This window comes from Streptomyces sp. NPDC007991 (assembly GCF_042958445.1).
In the GTDB taxonomy this organism is placed as follows: domain Bacteria; phylum Actinomycetota; class Actinomycetes; order Streptomycetales; family Streptomycetaceae; genus Streptomyces.
On record NZ_JBIBJD010000008.1, the window covers coordinates 197391 to 213511 of the forward strand.

The 16121-nt window shown below is 71.6% G+C and carries 16 protein-coding genes; 11 read left to right on the top strand and 5 right to left on the bottom strand.

Going from position 1 to position 16121, the window contains the following annotated elements:
* The first annotated feature begins 295 nt into the window (after positions 1-295).
* A complete protein-coding gene (locus ACFZDA_RS24045) occupies positions 296-895 on the top strand; it encodes a hypothetical protein (protein WP_391085126.1) in 600 nt (199 codons plus the stop codon).
* Here ACFZDA_RS24045 and ACFZDA_RS24050 read toward each other — a convergent pair.
* Complete coding sequence (locus ACFZDA_RS24050) at positions 795-1670, bottom strand: DUF4184 family protein (protein ID WP_391085128.1); 876 nt, start codon at positions 1668-1670, stop codon at positions 795-797. The genes ACFZDA_RS24045 and ACFZDA_RS24050 overlap by 101 nt on opposite strands.
* Positions 1671-1987: 317 nt before the next feature.
* On the opposite strand from ACFZDA_RS24050, the gene ACFZDA_RS24055 reads away from it, so the two are divergent.
* The 3 genes from ACFZDA_RS24055 to ACFZDA_RS24065 all read left to right on the top strand — a co-directional run bounded on the left by ACFZDA_RS24055 (position 1988) and on the right by ACFZDA_RS24065 (position 5025).
* Entirely contained in the window at positions 1988-3736 is a 1749-nt protein-coding gene (locus tag ACFZDA_RS24055) for a lytic murein transglycosylase (protein ID WP_391085131.1), read from the top strand.
* A gap of 138 nt (positions 3737-3874) precedes the next feature.
* A complete protein-coding gene (locus tag ACFZDA_RS24060; protein WP_391085134.1) occupies positions 3875-4009 on the top strand; it encodes an SPW_0924 family protein in 135 nt (44 codons plus the stop codon).
* Positions 4010-4032: 23 nt separating this feature from the next.
* On the top strand, positions 4033-5025 hold the full coding sequence (locus tag ACFZDA_RS24065; protein ID WP_391085137.1) for a porin PorA family protein: 993 nt from the start codon (positions 4033-4035) through the stop codon (positions 5023-5025).
* Positions 5026-5037: 12 nt separating this feature from the next.
* Here the strand turns inward: ACFZDA_RS24065 and hrpB are convergent, their stop codons facing one another.
* Both hrpB and ACFZDA_RS24075 read right to left on the bottom strand, forming a co-directional pair.
* Positions 5038-7578 (bottom strand): ATP-dependent helicase HrpB, encoded by a 2541-nt coding sequence (gene hrpB / locus ACFZDA_RS24070; RefSeq protein WP_391085140.1) that lies wholly within the window; start codon positions 7576-7578, stop codon positions 5038-5040.
* Positions 7579-7582: 4 nt separating this feature from the next.
* Complete coding sequence (locus ACFZDA_RS24075) at positions 7583-8338, bottom strand: methyltransferase domain-containing protein (protein ID WP_391085143.1); 756 nt, start codon at positions 8336-8338, stop codon at positions 7583-7585.
* 419 nt (positions 8339-8757) lie between these two features.
* Here ACFZDA_RS24075 and rpsA point away from each other — a divergent pair, with 419 nt between their 5' ends.
* From rpsA to ACFZDA_RS24095, 4 genes are all read left to right on the top strand, one after another.
* On the top strand, positions 8758-10254 hold the full coding sequence (rpsA, locus tag ACFZDA_RS24080) for a 30S ribosomal protein S1 (RefSeq protein ID WP_010039549.1): 1497 nt from the start codon (positions 8758-8760) through the stop codon (positions 10252-10254).
* A 211-nt stretch (positions 10255-10465) separates the two neighbouring features.
* Positions 10466-11404: a PAC2 family protein gene (locus ACFZDA_RS24085; RefSeq protein ID WP_037672104.1), complete on the top strand. Its 939-nt coding sequence runs from the start codon at positions 10466-10468 to the stop codon at positions 11402-11404.
* A gap of 53 nt (positions 11405-11457) precedes the next feature.
* Positions 11458-12078 (top strand): dephospho-CoA kinase, encoded by a 621-nt coding sequence (coaE, locus tag ACFZDA_RS24090; RefSeq protein WP_391085148.1) that lies wholly within the window; start codon positions 11458-11460, stop codon positions 12076-12078.
* Between the two features lie 50 nt (positions 12079-12128).
* On the top strand, positions 12129-12509 hold the full coding sequence (locus ACFZDA_RS24095; RefSeq protein ID WP_391085151.1) for a tetratricopeptide repeat protein: 381 nt from the start codon (positions 12129-12131) through the stop codon (positions 12507-12509).
* A 99-nt stretch (positions 12510-12608) separates the two neighbouring features.
* Here ACFZDA_RS24095 and ACFZDA_RS24100 read toward each other — a convergent pair whose 3' ends face one another.
* Positions 12609-12872 carry a DUF6343 family protein gene (locus tag ACFZDA_RS24100; RefSeq protein WP_391085154.1) on the bottom strand — a complete coding sequence of 88 codons (264 nt, stop codon included), beginning with the start codon at positions 12870-12872 and terminating at the stop codon, positions 12609-12611.
* A 161-nt stretch (positions 12873-13033) separates the two neighbouring features.
* Here ACFZDA_RS24100 and ACFZDA_RS24105 point away from each other — a divergent pair, with 161 nt between their 5' ends.
* The 3 genes from ACFZDA_RS24105 to ACFZDA_RS24115 all read left to right on the top strand — a co-directional run bounded on the left by ACFZDA_RS24105 (position 13034) and on the right by ACFZDA_RS24115 (position 15364).
* Positions 13034-13732 carry a methyltransferase domain-containing protein gene (locus tag ACFZDA_RS24105; protein WP_391085158.1) on the top strand — a complete coding sequence of 233 codons (699 nt, stop codon included), beginning with the start codon at positions 13034-13036 and terminating at the stop codon, positions 13730-13732.
* Entirely contained in the window at positions 13725-14786 is a 1062-nt protein-coding gene (locus ACFZDA_RS24110; RefSeq protein WP_391085161.1) for a protein kinase family protein, read from the top strand. The genes ACFZDA_RS24105 and ACFZDA_RS24110 overlap by 8 nt, the downstream gene beginning before the upstream one ends.
* Positions 14787-14899: 113 nt before the next feature.
* On the top strand, positions 14900-15364 hold the full coding sequence (locus ACFZDA_RS24115) for a DoxX family protein (protein ID WP_391085164.1): 465 nt from the start codon (positions 14900-14902) through the stop codon (positions 15362-15364).
* A gap of 18 nt (positions 15365-15382) precedes the next feature.
* On the opposite strand, the gene ACFZDA_RS24120 is transcribed toward ACFZDA_RS24115, so the two are convergent.
* Positions 15383-16006, bottom strand: coding sequence for a S4 domain-containing protein (locus ACFZDA_RS24120; protein ID WP_391085167.1), 624 nt, complete (start codon positions 16004-16006; stop codon positions 15383-15385).
* Between the last annotated feature and the right edge of the window lie 115 nt (positions 16007-16121).

Below are 16121 nucleotides of genomic sequence, written 5' to 3' on the forward strand. Positions count from 1 at the left end.
GCGGAGTGCCCTTGGCTTGGCCTTGCGCCGGGGGCGTCCGCCCCTAGTCGCCGTCGACTGGGAGCCGGCGGTGCACAGCCTGGTGCGGAGTGCCCTTGGCTTGGCCTTGCGCCGGGGGCGTCCGCCCCTAGTCGCCGTCGACTGGGAGCCGGCGGTGCACAGCCTGGTGCGGAGTGCCCTCGGCCAGGTCCTGAGCCGGGGCCGCCCGCCACCCCCGCTGAACACCCGCGGAAAACGTCACTCGCGTGGCCCTCGACAAAGGGCCCCCGCCCCCGGCGGTCGCAAAGATGCGGGCATGGGTATACGCACGCTCCTCCGTCGCACGGCCCCAGGCGTGGCACTCCCGCCGGTCCCGCCCTTCGCGGCCGCCGCCGGCACGGTTCGCGTCCCGGCGGGCCTCACCACGGGCCTGCGCCGCACGACGGCGGACCTGCGGCGGCGCCTGGCCGAGGTCCGGTGGCCGACCGCTCCCACGCGCGCCGGCGAGGCGTCCACCGCGACCCGGCGCACCGGCGCAGGCGACGTGACGGCCGTCCCGGGGCGCCCCGGCGCCGGCGACATCCCCGCCATCGCGGGTCTCACCGGTCCCGGCGACGTGTTCGACATCCTCGGTCTCACCGGCGCCCCAGTCCCTGCCACCCAGCACCCAGGCAAGTCCGATCGCCCCGGCAGGACCGGCCGCCCCTGGGCGGACCGGGCCCGCAGTTACCTGACGCTCGTCCTGACCCTGCTGCCACGGCCCCGCCGCCCCGCGCACACCACCATCACCGTGTACATCGCGACCACAGCGCCTCTCAGCGAGCGGCCGACCGGCTCGGCTCCTCGTCACCGACACGGCCAGGACCACCCGGGTCCAGGCCCAGGACCGGGCCCGGAGCCGGACGCCACGCCCTGACCCCCAGGGCGTACAGCAGCAGCGCCGGGACGAGCCCCGCGCCCGCCCCGAAGCACACCGTCGGAATGATCTCCCACGGTTTCGCGACCGAACCCCAGTAGGCCCACCACCGCGACGCCCGCTGCACCGCTCCCACCAGCGCGAAGCCGCCGATCACCACACCGGCCAGCCACCGCTCCCGCACCGACAGCACCGGGACCCTCACCGGCTCGCGCGCCGGCGCCCGCCGCACGGCCCGCACCGCGAACACGGCGATCACGACAGCGGCCACCGCCGAACCGCCGTACTGCAGGTACCAGTACAGCGGCGAACCCGCCACCTCCCGGCCCAGCACCGGAAACAGCCGCATCCCCCACCGGTCGAGGTGCGTGAACGCGTCCCACACGACATGGGTCAGCGCGCCGACAACCGCGGACGCGTACCACCGCAGCACCAGGGACGGCCGCACACGCGCGCGTGGCGCCCCGCACCGCACCAACGCGGAGACCCGCCCCTGCCGGGCCCGCGGCAACAGCGCCACCAGCGGTTCGCGCAGCAGCAGCCACAGCCCCACCAGCGCCCAGGCGATGAGCACATCGACCGTGAACACACCCGGGAACGAGTGCGTGACATCACCGAACTCCATCGCCCCGGACACCGCACTCGCCGCGTAATAGGTCAAGTCGGGCGCGAAGGAACCTGCCACGAGCACGGCGGGCACCAGTGGGCCCCGGCCGGTGCCGTCGATGCGTACGGCGGGCAGTACGGCTGCCGCGTGGCTCAGCGTGAACGGCAACTCGGCTCCTCGTGACGGTCGTTGCCCGGGCGATCGGAGCGCTCAGTATGCGGGATGCCGGACACCGGCCCGCCCGCCGCGCTCGCCACATGACCAACTGGTGAAAAACGGGCACGAACGGGTGTCCGAGCAAAGGAAGTTGTCGTAGGGTCGCCAGGGTCACCGTGCCGGTGGCAGGAGTCGGGCCTGTCGGAGGGCAACCACTCGGGCCGGTCGATCGTCACAACAGAGCGAGCGCAACAGCAGTAGGCGCACGCAACACAAGCGCGCGACAGACAGAGACGGGCGCTCGGGCGTCCACGGGAGGGGTTCACTCTATGGCGGCGCAATTCGGCAGGAGGCTGCGCAAGGGGGCGGCAACCACCGCCGTGGCCGCGGTAGCGGTCGCGGCCCTGTCCGCCTCCCAGGCTCCGGGCGTGAACGACCACGGCAGACAGCCGGCCGCGGACGCCGCACCCTCCCCCGACGCGAGTGCCTCCGACGGCAGCGCCACCGGCAACTCGCCGTACTACACGGACCTGCCGCCGCTCAACAGCCCGAGCCCGGCACCGAGCACCGGGCCGCTCCCCACCCCCTCCGGCACGGCGGAGGCGGGCATTCCCGCGACCGTCCTCGACGCCTACAAGAAGGCCGAGGCCGCGCTGCGCGACTCCAAGCCCGGCTGCAACCTGCCCTGGCAACTCCTCGCGGCCATCGGCCGGGTGGAGTCGGGCCAGGCCCGCGGCGGCCGCGTCACCGCCGACGGCACCACCGTCTCGCCGATCCTCGGCCCCCAGCTCGACGGCAACGGCTTCGCCCTCATCAAGGACACCGACAACGGCGCCTACGACGGCAACAGCAGCTACGACCAGGCCGTCGGCCCCATGCAGTTCATCCCGTCGACCTGGGCGTGGGCCGGCCGCGACGGCAACGGCGACGGCAAGAAGGACCCCAACAACGTCTACGACGCCGCGCTCGCCGCCGGCCACTACCTGTGCCGCAACAACTGGGACCTGTCCGACCAGAACGACCTCGACCGCGCGATCCTCAGCTACAACAACTCGCGTGAATACCTGAACCTGGTCATGCGGTGGCTGGAGTACTACCGCAAGGGCACGCACGAGGTCCCCGACGGCACCGGCACGCTGCCCGACAACCGCAGCGACGACCGGGCCGGATCGAGCTCCAGCCCCTCCGCGCCGAGCACGCCCGGCGCGCCGGCTGCGGGCGGCTCCAAGCCCAAGCCCAGCCCCAGGCCCGAAAGCCCCGGCGAGGGCGGCACGACGTCGCCCAAGCCCACCACGCCGCCCGCCACCCCGCCCGGCTCCCCGAGTACACCGCCCTCGACGTCTCCCACGCCCACCGACACGGTGCACCACCTGGAGGACGCGGGGACCGCGAAGCTCACCGCGATGGCGGGCGACACGTTCACCAAGCGCATCAGCACCCGCGCCGAGACGAAGGCCGGCAAGGCCGTCGCCAAGGTCAGGATCCGCTTCACGATCGTCGGTGACACGGACACCACGTTCACGGGCGGCGAGAGCGTGGCCACGGTCGCCACCAACAGCTCCGGAGTGGCCGTCGCGCCCGCGCTCCAGGCGGGGGAGAGGACGGGCGACGTCACCGTCCGGGCCACCGTCGTGGGCCGTACGATCGCGGGCCTCGACTACACGGCCACCGTCACCGAACGCGCCGCCGACACCCTCGTCCGCACCGGTGACGCCGCGCTGACCTGCACCCCGGGCGGTGAGTTCGCGAACCAGGTCGAGGTGAAGGCCACATACAAGGGCGCCGTCGCGGACGGCGTCGCGGCCACCGCCACGCTGATCAAGTCGGCGGACGATCCGGCCGCCAACGACAAGGGCCCCTACTTCAAGGACGCCGACGGCAAGGCCGTCCGCACCCTGACGGGCCTGAAGACGGACGCGAAGGGCCTGCTGATGCTGCCGAAGCTCTACGCGGACGACACCACCGGCACGTTCTTGCTCCGCGTCGGCACCGAAGGCGGAGCGACCCTCACCGTCGAACTGACGGTGGCCGCCGCCGAGACGTCGTCGCCGAGCCCTTCGGCCGGCCCGAGCGCGTAGCTCTCAAGTACGACGGACGACGCCCCTCTTTCAAGAGGGGCGTCGTTGTGTGTGCGACGTGTTCTCATCTCAGCCGCGCGTTGCTACGGTGCCGAGGAAACTGACGGTGTATCAGTTCAGCCCGTGGGGAGGCCCCGTATGCGCGTACTCATCGCCGCCGCCACCGGTCTCGCCGTCGCGTTCGCCTTGGTCCTGACGCTGACCGCCCTCGGCTCCCCCTCGGGCGGCACGTCCCCGAAGCCGCTGCTGACGACGGTGCCCGCACACCCCTGACCGCCCGCCGGAGGGAGGCCGAGATGCGCCGCAAGGCCGGCCTGGTCCTGCTCGCCCTCGCCGTGTTCTTCGCGGCACTGTCCCCGCTGCTGCGCTGGTACGCCTTCCCGCGCCTCGCCAAGATCCCCGCGAACCAGTACCAGGACATGGTCCTGGAGGCGGAGAACGCCACCCTCCTCGACTACGGCACGATGCGGGCCCGCACCGTCCCCAAGGTCACCATCGTGCAGACCCTCAAGGGCGACGTGGAGGCCTCCGAGCGGATCGAGGAGTCGGCCGGCCGGGACGTGGTCGTCTGGGACGGCCTGTCCTACGTCGTCGGCCCCGACGGCGAGATGGTGTCGAAGGTCCCGGAGCGCTACATCTTCGACGCACACACCCAGGAACCCGTCCACGCCACCGGCGAGACGGTCGACGGCGACCCGGTGCGCCGCGAGGGCATCGAGTTCAAATGGCCGTTCCTCACGGAGAAACGGGACTACGAGTACTTCGACGCCCAGGCCCGCCTCACCGCCCCCATCCACTACAAGGGCACCCGGGACTTCCGCGGCCTTGAGGTCTACTACTTCGAGCAGACCATCCCCTGGACCAAGGTGCGGATCCCCAAGACGCTGCCCGTGGCGGGCCTCACCCCCGAGTCGGTCGCCGAGACCGGCACCACACGCTGGTACACCACGGTCCGCAAGTTCTGGGTCGAGCCCCTCACCGGCGCCCCCGTCTACGGCGAGGAACTTCACCAGGAGGAACTGCGCGGCGGCACCCTCCTCGGCGACCGCGACAAAGTGACCGCGTTCGCCGGGCACGTGAAGATGCGCGAGGACTACATCACGCACACCGTCGACCTGGTGAAATCCCAGCGCCTGCTCATCCTGCTGATGACGTCCTACGGGCCGTGGGGCTCCCTGGCCCTCGGCGTCCTCCTGCTGGCCCTCGCGCTGTACCTGGAGGCCCGCGGCCGCCGCCCGTCCGGCCCCGCCCCCGCTCAGGCCGAGGAACCGTCACCGGTCAGCGCCTGAGCCGCACGGTGGTCAGCGCCTGAGCCGGGCGCTGGTGTGCCGGGTCGGCTCCGCCCCGGCCGGGTCCTCAGGCCACGGATGCTTCGGATAGCGCCCGCGCAGCTCCGCCCGCACGCCCCGGTAACCGTCCTTCCAGAACGAGGCGAGGTCGGCGGTGACGGCGGCCGGACGCCCGGCCGGGGACAGCAGATGCACGAGCAACGGCACCCCGGCGACCCGTGGCGACTCCTGGAGCCCGAACATCTCCTGCAACTTCACCGCCAGCACGGGCTGCTCGGGACGGGAGTAGTCGACGCGGATCCTCGACCCACTGGGCACGGTGATCCGCTCCGGGGCGAGCTCGTCGAGCCGCCCGGCCTCACCGGAGGCCCAGGGCAGCAGCCGCGCGAGCGCCTCCCCGGCGTCGATCCGCGCCAGATCGGCCCGCCGCCGGGCCCGGCTCAGCTCCGGCTCCAGCCACTCCTCCACGCGCGCGTGGAGCGCGCCGTCGGACACGTCCGGCCACGGTTCACCGAGGTGCAGCCGCACAAACGCCAGCCGCTGCAGCAGGACACCCGCCTCCGGCGACCAGCGCAGCAGCCCGAACCCCTCCCTCCGCAGCCCGTCGAGCAGCGCACCGCGGACGAGCCCGGGATGGGCGTCCCTCAGCGGCCGCACCGCCAACTCCACGGCCCCCAGCCGCTCCACCCGCCGCGCCACGACGTCCCCACCGTCCCAGCGCACCTCGTCCCGCTCCTCCAGCAACGCGCCGGCCGCGAGCCGGGCCGTCTCCTCGTCGACCACAGCCCCGAGCTGCACGCGCGCGTGCCCCTTGCCGACGGGCCGGTCGGCCATGGCGACAGCGATCCAGGGGGAACCACGCAGCGTGCTCCCGTCCCCGGCCTCGGCACGGGTTCCGGACGCCATGAGATACGACCCGCCGTCGGCCTTGGCGACACGTTCGGGAAAGGCGAGAGCGGCGACGAGCCCGGCCTGGTGTTCCTCCGAGGAGTTCGCCCACGCGTCGACCTGCGCCTCTGGATGCGAGCTACGGGTGAGCGGGTGGGAAACCCCCGAAACAACGGCCCGCAGCCGCCGAACCTCGCTCCGCCATCGCGAGGCATAGGCGTCACCCCCACGCCGAGCACGACGCAACGCACCCGCCAGATCATCGCCGTACTCCCGGGGCACCTCCTCACTCAACAGGGCGACGATTTCCGAGGCGCGCTCGGCACCCGCGAACGGCACCGCATCCACCAAGGCCCGCCCCAGCCGGGGATGCACCCCCAGCCGGGCCAGCGCAGCGCCCCGCTCCGTGGCCCTCCCGACGGAGTCGACGGCCCCCACCGCAGCCAGCACATCCCGCGCCGCCGCCATCGCCCCACCCGGCGGCGGATCCAGCAACGCCAGCCCGGACGCGTCCGGATCCCCCCAGCACGCCACCTGAAGCGCGAACGCCGTCAGATCGGCCACCTTGATCTCCGGCGAGGGAAAACGCGGCAGACGTGCGTCCTCGGCCTCCGCCCAGCACCGGTACACCACCCCGTGCGCCTCACGCCCCGCCCGCCCCGCCCGCTGCCGCCCGGCCGCCTGTGACGCCCGTACCGTCGTCAGTCCGCTCAGCCCGCGCGCGTGGTCGACGCGCGGCTCCCGCGCCAGCCCGGAGTCGACGACCACGCGCACACCGGGAACCGTCAGCGACGACTCCGCCACCGACGTGGCCAGCACCACCCGGCGCCGCTCCCCGCCGGCCAGCACGGCGTCCTGGACGGCCGCGGGCGCACGCCCGTGCACCTGGAGCACCTCGACGTCCCCGAGCTTGCCGAGCTGCCCGGCGACCCGCGCGATCTCGCCCACGCCCGGCAGGAAGCACAGCACGTCCCCGTCCCGCTCGGCCAGTGCCCGCCGCACCACCGACGCCACATGCGTCAGCAGCGCCGGATCGACCCGCATCCCGTGCGGCGGACGTACGGGCCGCACCGGCGGCGCCCACACGACCTCCACCGGATGCGCCACTCCCGGGGCCTCGACCACCGGAGCCCCGCCCAGCAGCCCGGCCCACCCCTGCGCGTCGGTCGTCGCCGAGGCGGCCACCAGCCGCAGTTCCGGACGGAGCGTCTGCCGCACGTCCCACAGGAACGCCGCCGCCGTGTCCGCGTCCAGATGCCGCTCGTGGCACTCGTCGAGCACCACGACATCCGTACCGGCCAGCTCCTGGTCCCGCTGCAGCCGCTGCACCAGCACACCGGTCGTGACGACCTCCACGCGCGTGTGCCGCCCCACGACGCGTTCCCCGCGCACCGTGTAGCCGACGCTCTCGCCCACCTTCTCGCCCAGCAGCCACGCCATCCGCCGCGCCGCCGCCCGTGCCGCGATCCGCCGCGGCTCGGCGACGATCACCCGCCGCCGAGGCCCCTGAGCGAGCAGCCCCGCCAGAACCAGCGGCACCAGGGTCGTCTTGCCGGTGCCGGGCGGCGCCACGAGCACGGCGGTGCCGTGCCCCTCCAGGGCGTCGTCCAGGGCGGGCAGGGCACCGCGTACGGGCAGGGCGTCCAGAGCGTCGTAACGGATCACACGCTCAGTCTCGTACGCACACGAAGATCGCCGTCCCCGGGATCAGGTTCCCGCGCAGCGGCGACCAGCCGCCCCACTCGGACGTGTTCCAGGCCGGCCACTCCGGCTCGACCAGGTCCACCAGCCGGAAGCCGGAGGCCACCACGTCCCGGACGCGGTCGCCGAGCGTGCGGTGGTGCTCGACGTAGACCGCGCGGCCCTCCTCGTCCTGCTCGACGTAGGGCGTGCGGTCGAAGTACGAACCCGACACCGACAGCCCCTCCGGTCCCGGCTCGTCGGGGAAGGCCCAGCGGATCGGGTGCGTCACCGAGAAGACCAGACGGCCCCCGGGCCGCAGCACCCGGCGTACCTCCCGCAGCACCAGGCGCGGATCGGCGACGAAGGGCAGCGCCCCGTACGCCGAGCAGGCCAGGTCGAACGAGCCGTCCGCGAAGGGCAGCGCGCCGGCGTCTGCGCACACCAGGGGGAAGGGTCCGCCGATGCGCAGCGCGTGCTGCAACTGCCGGTGCGAGATGTCCAGGGCCACCGGGCGGGCTCCCTGGCCGGCCAGCCAGCGCGAGCACTGCGCCGCGCCCGCGCCGATCTCCAGGACGTCCTTGCCCTTCAGGTCCTCCGGCGGGCCGAGCAGTTCGGCCTCCACCTCGTCCAGACCCTCGGGGCCCCACACGAAGCGGTCGTCGCCGAGGAAGGTGCCGTGCTCGATCTGGTACTCGTCCGCGTTGCGGTCCCACCAGCCCCGGTTGGCCCGGGAGCTCTCCATGACATCTGCGTCACGCCGGGTCGCCTCTGGTTCGGACGCTTCGGGCTCTTGGATGATCGGCTCCCTCGTCGTACTCTTCCGTCCAGCCGGTCCCGGAGGGGGCACGAAGCGGGCGTCGCACGCCCTGCGTGGCCTCGGACGACACGACTTGTGCCGGGTATGCGGTGTTCCGCCCCGGGTGGGCGGCTTCGCGCATTGACCCTGCCCGGCTGCCCCCGTATGCTACAAGTTGCGCTGCGGGCCTGCGCACCTCAGACGTAGCAGGCTGCGCTCGCATCTGTATGTATGTCCCCTCGGTTGTCGAGGCGCCACCGATCTTGTGTGGCGCTTCCTTGGCTGTCCGGCTTCTGCAGAGCGAAACGGGCTCCCGGCGTAGCAGTACCTACGACTTCAATGTCCGTACCGGAGCCCTTTCCCACATGACGAGCAGCACCGAGACCACCGCCACCACCCCGCAGGTAGCGGTCAACGACATCGGTAACGAGGAAGCCTTCCTCGCCGCGATCGACGAGACGATCAAGTACTTCAACGACGGCGACATCGTCGACGGCGTCATCGTGAAGGTCGACCGGGACGAGGTCCTGCTCGACATCGGTTACAAGACCGAAGGCGTTATCCCGAGCCGCGAGCTCTCGATCAAGCACGACGTCGACCCCAACGAGGTCGTCGCCGTCGGTGACGAGATCGAGGCCCTTGTTCTCCAGAAGGAGGACAAGGAAGGCCGCCTGATCCTCTCGAAGAAGCGCGCCCAGTACGAGCGTGCCTGGGGCACCATCGAGAAGATCAAGGAAGAGGACGGGATCGTCACCGGTACCGTCATCGAGGTCGTCAAGGGTGGTCTCATCCTCGACATCGGCCTCCGTGGCTTCCTCCCGGCCTCCCTGGTCGAGATGCGCCGCGTCCGCGACCTTCAGCCCTACGTGGGCAAGGAGCTCGAGGCCAAGATCATCGAGCTGGACAAGAACCGCAACAACGTGGTCCTGTCCCGCCGTGCCTGGCTGGAGCAGACCCAGTCCGAGGTCCGCCAGACGTTCCTCACGACCCTGCAGAAGGGTCAGGTCCGTTCCGGCGTCGTCTCCTCGATCGTCAACTTCGGTGCCTTCGTGGACCTGGGTGGCGTCGACGGTCTGGTCCACGTCTCCGAGCTGTCCTGGAAGCACATCGACCACCCCTCCGAGGTCGTCGAGGTCGGCCAGGAGGTCACGGTCGAGGTCCTCGACGTCGACATGGACCGCGAGCGCGTCTCCCTGTCGCTGAAGGCGACCCAGGAAGACCCGTGGCAGCAGTTCGCCCGCACCCACCAGATCGGCCAGGTCGTGCCCGGCAAGGTCACGAAGCTGGTTCCGTTCGGTGCGTTCGTCCGCGTGGACGAGGGCATCGAGGGTCTGGTCCACATCTCCGAGCTGGCCGAGCGCCACGTGGAGATCCCGGAGCAGGTCGTCCAGGTCAACGACGAGATCTTCGTCAAGGTCATCGACATCGACCTCGAGCGCCGTCGCATCAGCCTCTCGCTGAAGCAGGCCAACGAGTCCTTCGGCGCCGACCCGTCGGCGGTCGAGTTCGACCCGACCCTGTACGGCATGGCCGCGTCCTACGACGACCAGGGCAACTACATCTACCCCGAGGGCTTCGACCCCGAGACCAACGACTGGCTCGAGGGCTACGAGAAGCAGCGCGAGGAGTGGGAGCGCCAGTACGCCGAGGCGCAGCAGCGCTTCGAGCAGCACCAGGCGCAGGTCATCAAGTCGCGCGAGGCGGACGCCCAGGCGGCTGCCGAGGGTGGCGAGGCCGCCGCTCCGGCCGCGTCCGGCGGTGGCGGTTCGTACTCCTCCGAGGGCCCGGACAACTCCGGCGCGCTGGCCTCGGACGAGGCGCTCGCCGCGCTGCGCGAGAAGCTGGCGGGTGGGCAGAGCTGAACGCCCACTGAGCTGTAGCTCCTGACTGAGGGCCCGCACCTTTCGAGGTGCGGGCCCTCAGCGTGTGTCAGGGGCTCAGTGTGGGTCAGGGGGCGTTGTCGTGTATCAGGGGGCGTTGTCCCGGCTACCAAGATCAATGTTCTCCTTCTCCGGGGAATGCCCGCGCCCGCAAGGGTGTTGTGCAGTACGAACACCGGGAGGAGCGGTCACTGTGCTTGATCCGCAGGGCTTGTACGCATGGGAGCCGAAGGGGCTGGCCGTCGTCGACATGGCGCTGGCCCAGGAGTCGGCCGGTCTTGTCATGCTCTACCACTTCGACGGATACATCGACGCGGGCGAGACGGGCGACCAGATCGTCGACCGGCTGCTCGACTCGCTGCCCCACCAGGTCGTCGCCCGCTTCGACCACGACCGGCTCGTGGACTACCGCGCCCGTCGCCCGCTGCTGACGTTCAAGCGCGACCGCTGGAGCGACTACGAGGATCCGGCCATCGAGGTGCGGCTGGTCCAGGACGCCACGGGAGCGCCGTTCCTGCTGCTGTCCGGCCCGGAGCCGGACGTGGAGTGGGAGCGTTTCGCGGCGGCCGTGAAGCAGATCGTGGAGCGGCTCGGCGTCCGTCTGTCGGTGAACTTCCACGGCATCCCGATGGGCGTCCCGCACACCCGGCCCGTCGGTCTGACCCCGCACGGCAACCGCACCGACCTCGTCCCGGGCCACCGCAGCCCGTTCGAGGAGGCGCAGGTGCCCGGCAGCGCCGAGTCCCTCGTCGAGTACCGCCTGCTCCAGGCGGGACACGACGTCCTGGGCGTCGCCGCCCACGTCCCGCACTACATCGCCCGCTCCCCGTATCCGGACGCGGCCCTGACGGTCCTGGAGGCCATCACGGCGGCGACCGGACTGGTGCTGCCCGGCATCGCCCACGCGCTGCGCTCGGACGCCCACCGCACCCAGACGGAGATCGACCGCCAGATCCGCGAGGGCGACGAGGACCTCACCGCGCTCGTCGAGGGCCTTGAGCACCAGTACGACGCGGTCGCGGGCGCCGAGACCCGGGGCAACATGCTCGCCGAGCCGGTGGACATCCCCTCGGCGGACGAGATCGGCCGTGAGTTCGAAAAGTTCCTGGCGGAGAGAGAAGGCGACGGCTGAGCCCGGGGAGACCTGGACCGGGCCCTGTCACCGGCAGGGCCTAAGCTCGGCTCATGCTGAAGGTGGGCCTGACCGGCGGTATCGGCGCCGGCAAGAGTGAGGTGTCACGGCTGCTCGTCGAGCGCGGTGCCGTGCTGATCGACGCGGACCGCATCGCGCGCGAGGTCGTCGCACCAGGGACCCCGGGGCTCGCCGCGGTCGTCGAGGCCTTCGGCGAGGAGGTACTCACGGCCGACGGCAGCCTGGACCGGCCCAGGCTCGGCTCCCTCGTCTTCGCCGACGCGGCGAAACTCGCCACGCTCAACGCGATCGTGCACCCCCTCGTGGGCGCCCGCTCCCGCGAGCTCGAAGAAGCCGCCGCCGAGGACGCGGTCGTCGTGCACGACGTCCCGCTCCTCACGGAGAACGGCCTGGCGCCGCTCTACGACGTCGTGATCGTCGTCGACGCGACCCCCGAGACCCAGCTCGACCGGCTCGTCCGGCTGCGGGGCATGACCGAGGAGGACGCCCGCGCGCGGATGGCCGCCCAGGCGACCCGCGAGCAGCGCCGGGAGATCGCCGACATCGTCATCGACAACGACGTGCCGCTGGAGGACCTGGAGCGCCGCGTGAAGGACGTGTGGGCCGAGCTGACACGCAGGTCGCAGGCGTCCCGGCCGTCCCCCCAGGAATAGCGGCACCGCTCGGGGGCGTTGAACCCTCGCAGTGAGGGAAGGACTCTGCTGTGCCCGAGACCAGCGGTTCGACCGGACGTACCCCGGAGACGCACGTCATCGACTTCCGCGCCGCCGAGCAACTGCTCGCCGCGCGGGACCCGCGGGGCGCGGTGAAGCTGCTCGACAAAGTCATCGCCGCGCATCCCGAGAACACCGCCGCGCGGCTGCTGCGCGCCCGTGCCTTCTTCGCGGCGGCGCAGCTGCGGCCTGCGGAGCTGGAGTTCTCGATCGTCCTGGAGCGCGAGCCGGACAACGCGTTCGCGCACTTCGCGCTCGCCCGCACGTATGAGCGGCAGAACCGCCCTGACCAGGCCAAGCGCCACTTCCGCCTGGCCGCCGCGCTGGACCCGAACCCGCGGTTCCTGAAGGCGGCGCGCTTCGACTCGTGAGCGGCGGTCCCCTTCTCCCTCAGAGGTGATGCTTCTCCCTCAGAGGTGATGCATCTGCCTCGGAGATGATCCGTCTGCGTCGGGGGCGATCGGTCCGCATCAAGGATGATCTTCCGGCGGACGGTAGGGCGGGATGTCGGGACCGGGCTGGTAGTGCGGGCCCTGGCGGATGTGCCTGAGGACGATGGCGAGGTCGATCGTGACCACCAGCAGCAACGCGCCACAGGCGATGGCCCAGCCCGTCCGCCCGGCGAGTGTGAACGCCACCGTTCCGAAGAGCGCCCAGACCAGCCCCCACAGGCTCAGCCAGAAGCGAGCCCGCAGGGCACTGCGCGCGGTCGTCGGTTCACTGCCTGTACGCATCACGATCTCCGCTCCTCTTTGCAACGTACCCCTCACCGCGGACACCGACCAACAGGGAGAGCCGGGCCGGCGCGCGTCGTCGTTCACTCGGGAGGGTGAACACGGGCGGGGACGGGAACGGGCGTGCGGGTGTGGTCCGTTGGGCGGGCATGGAGCTGAAAATGCGTGAGGGGTACGAGGGGACGGGACCCGGGGCCATCACCCCGGACGGCTGCGCGGTGGAGCTCTACTCGCGGCTGCCCGTCGGGGACGAACCGGAGATCATCGCGGCGGCCGTGCCGGCGGGCGCGCGCATCCTGGAGCTGGGCAGCGGCGTCGGGCGCATGACGCATGCGCTGCTGGAGCGCGGGTTCGAGGTCACGGCGGTGGACGAGTCCGCCGACATGCTGACGCGGGTACGCGGGGCGCGGACGATATGCAGCCCGATCGAGGACCTGGATCTGGGCGAGACGTTCGACGTGGTGCTGCTGGCGTCGTTCCTCGTGCACGCCGGGGACGCCGAAGTGCGGCGGGGCCTGCTGCGCACGTGTGTGCGCCATGTCGCGGAGGGCGGCTCCGTGCTGATCCAGCGGGAGGGCGAGGACTACCACGTGAACGTGCCGCGCGAGCGGGTGGACCCCAGCGGCTTCACCGTCCGGATCGTGTCGTCGGAGCCGGTCGGCGACGGTGTCAACTCGGTTCGTGCGGAGTACGAGTTCCCGGACGCGGTCTGGACCCAGACGTTCCGGGCACGCCCCCTGACGAGGGAACAGTTCGAGGAGGCGCTGGAGGAGGCGGGCCTGAGGGTGGACCGGTACCTGACGGAGGACCGGATCTGGGTGCGGGCGGTGCCCGGCGGCCGAGGCGTGCGGGGTGCGTGAGGAGTCGGACGGGGCGGGGACGTCCGGGCGGCTGACCGGCTACGACGCGGTTTCGACCTCCCTGGCGCTGTGCGGCGACGCCGAGTTGCGTGAGCTGGTGGATGCGGCCGTGCCACTGGGGACGGGCATCGGTGGCACATCGGCCCGGACGGACGTGGCCGGCATGCCGGTCTTCGTGAAGCGGGTGCCGTTGACGGACCTGGAGCGGCGGCCGGAACACCTCCGGTCCACGGCCAACGTGTTCGGGCTCCCCACGTTCTGCCAGTACGGCGTCGGCGGACCCGGCTTCGGGGCGTGGCGCGAGGTCGCCGTCCACACGATGACGACGAACTGGGTGCTCTCCGGCCAGTTCCAGGGATTTCCGCTGATGTACCACTGGCGGGTGCTGCCGGACGAGGCACCCACCCTGGCGAAGGAACTGGCCGATGTGGAACGCGCCGTGGCCTACTGGAGAGGGAGCGAGGAAGTGCGGCGTCGTATCGAGGCACTGCGGCGGTCCTCGGCGAGCGTCGCGCTGTTCCTCGAGTACGTCCCCCAGACGCTGCACGCGTGGCTCACGGACCAGGTACGAACAGGCGGCGCGGTTCTCGACCGGGCGTGTTCGCTCGTGGAGAGGGAACTGCGGGCCGGTACGTCCTTCATGAACAGCCGGGGGCTGCTCCACTTCGACGCCCACTTCGAGAACGTCCTGACCGACGGCCGCCGCCTGTACTTCGCCGACTACGGCCTCGCCCTGTCCAGCCGCTTCGATCTCTCACCCGCCGAGACCGACTTCTACGACCGGCATGTCGGCTACGACCGCTGTTATACGGCCAGTTACCTCGTGAACTGGCTGGTCGCCGCGCTGTACGGCGACCACTGGGAGACCCGTGGACCACTGATACAGGCCTGGGCCGAAGGACAGCAGCCCACCGGGGTGCCATCCGGGACGGCGAAGATCCTCACTCGCCATGCCCCGGTGGCAGCCGTGATGACGGACTTCTACCGCACGATCCAGGAGGTGAGCAGGACGACTCCCTACCCAGCCGAAAGACTCCGGCGGCTCTGCCCGTGACGGGCGGGGCCGGAGCGGATCGGAAGAAATCCGCCGGGTGGCGATGAGTTCCAGGACGAGGGGCGGTCTATCCCTGCGGCATCATCACGGACCGCTTCCCCCAGGAGACCTCCATGTCCGAGTCCAACGCTCCCGCCACCCCTGCCCCCTCGGCGCCGGCCGGTGTCGTCATCGCCGAGTCCGCCACCGCCCGCGGGCGGCGTGCCCGGATCGCACTGCGCGGTCTCCAGGTGCTGCTCGCCCTGATCTTCGGGATCGCGAGCGCCGTGCCCAAGCTGATCGCGCACCCGTCGGCTGCCGAGTCGTTCGAGAAGCTCGGCTGGGGCAGCGCGGGGATGTACACCATCGGCGTGCTCGAACTGGCCGGAGCGGTCGCCCTGTTGATCCCCGTGCTCCAGTCGGTGGCGGCGATGGCGCTGGGCGCGCTGATGGTGGGCGCGTTCATCGTCCAGATCACCGTCATGGACGGGCAGTACGCGGCGACGCCGGTCATCCTGCTCGTGCCGCTCGCCCTCATCGCCTGGGCGCGGCGGAGGCACAACGCGGACCTGCTGCGCCTGCTGCGGCTGCGGGCGTGATCGCGCCGAGTGCGCTGCTCACGGCCTCGGTCTGCCCGACCTTCCGCCGGGGCCGAAGCCGCCGCCGGAGGCCGGGCCGGGTACGGGGCCCGGACCGGGGCCCGGACCGGGGCCGGCCAGGCCGCGCAGGCGTTCCATTTCGCGGCGGTCCCGTTTCGTCGGGCGGCCCGCGCCGCGGTCGCGGATGCCGGCCGGGGCGACGGCTTCGCGGGGCGGAGGCGGCGGGGAGTTGTCGATGTAGCACTGCGCGGCCACCGGGGCGCCGACCCGCTTGCGGATCAGCCGAGTCACGACGACGACCCGCTCCCGGCCCTCGTGCCGCACACGCACCTCGTCGCCGACACGTACCGCGTGGGCGGGTTTCACACGCTCGCCGTTGACGCGGACGTGTCCGCCCCGGCAGGCGGTGGCGCCCAGGGAACGGGTCTTGACGAGGCGTACGGCCCAGATCCAGCTGTCGACACGGACGGCCTGGCCGCTCTGCGGCCCGGCGGCCTCGGCAGCGGCGATGGCCGCCGCGACCTTCGGGTCCGCGGTCTTCGGGTCCGCGGTCTTCGGGGCTGCGGCCGCCGGGCCCGTGGCCTTCGGGTCCGTGGCCTTGGGGTCGTCCGCTTCGTCGTACTCCGCGCCTTCAGAAGCCATGTCCCCGACCTTAGTCCTTCGAGTCGTCTGTTCTCGGGCCGTCCGGGCAGGTAATCGTTCCCCACAAGAGTAAGCAAAACAAGTTTTGCAAAATGTCTTTTGGTAAATGCCGGTG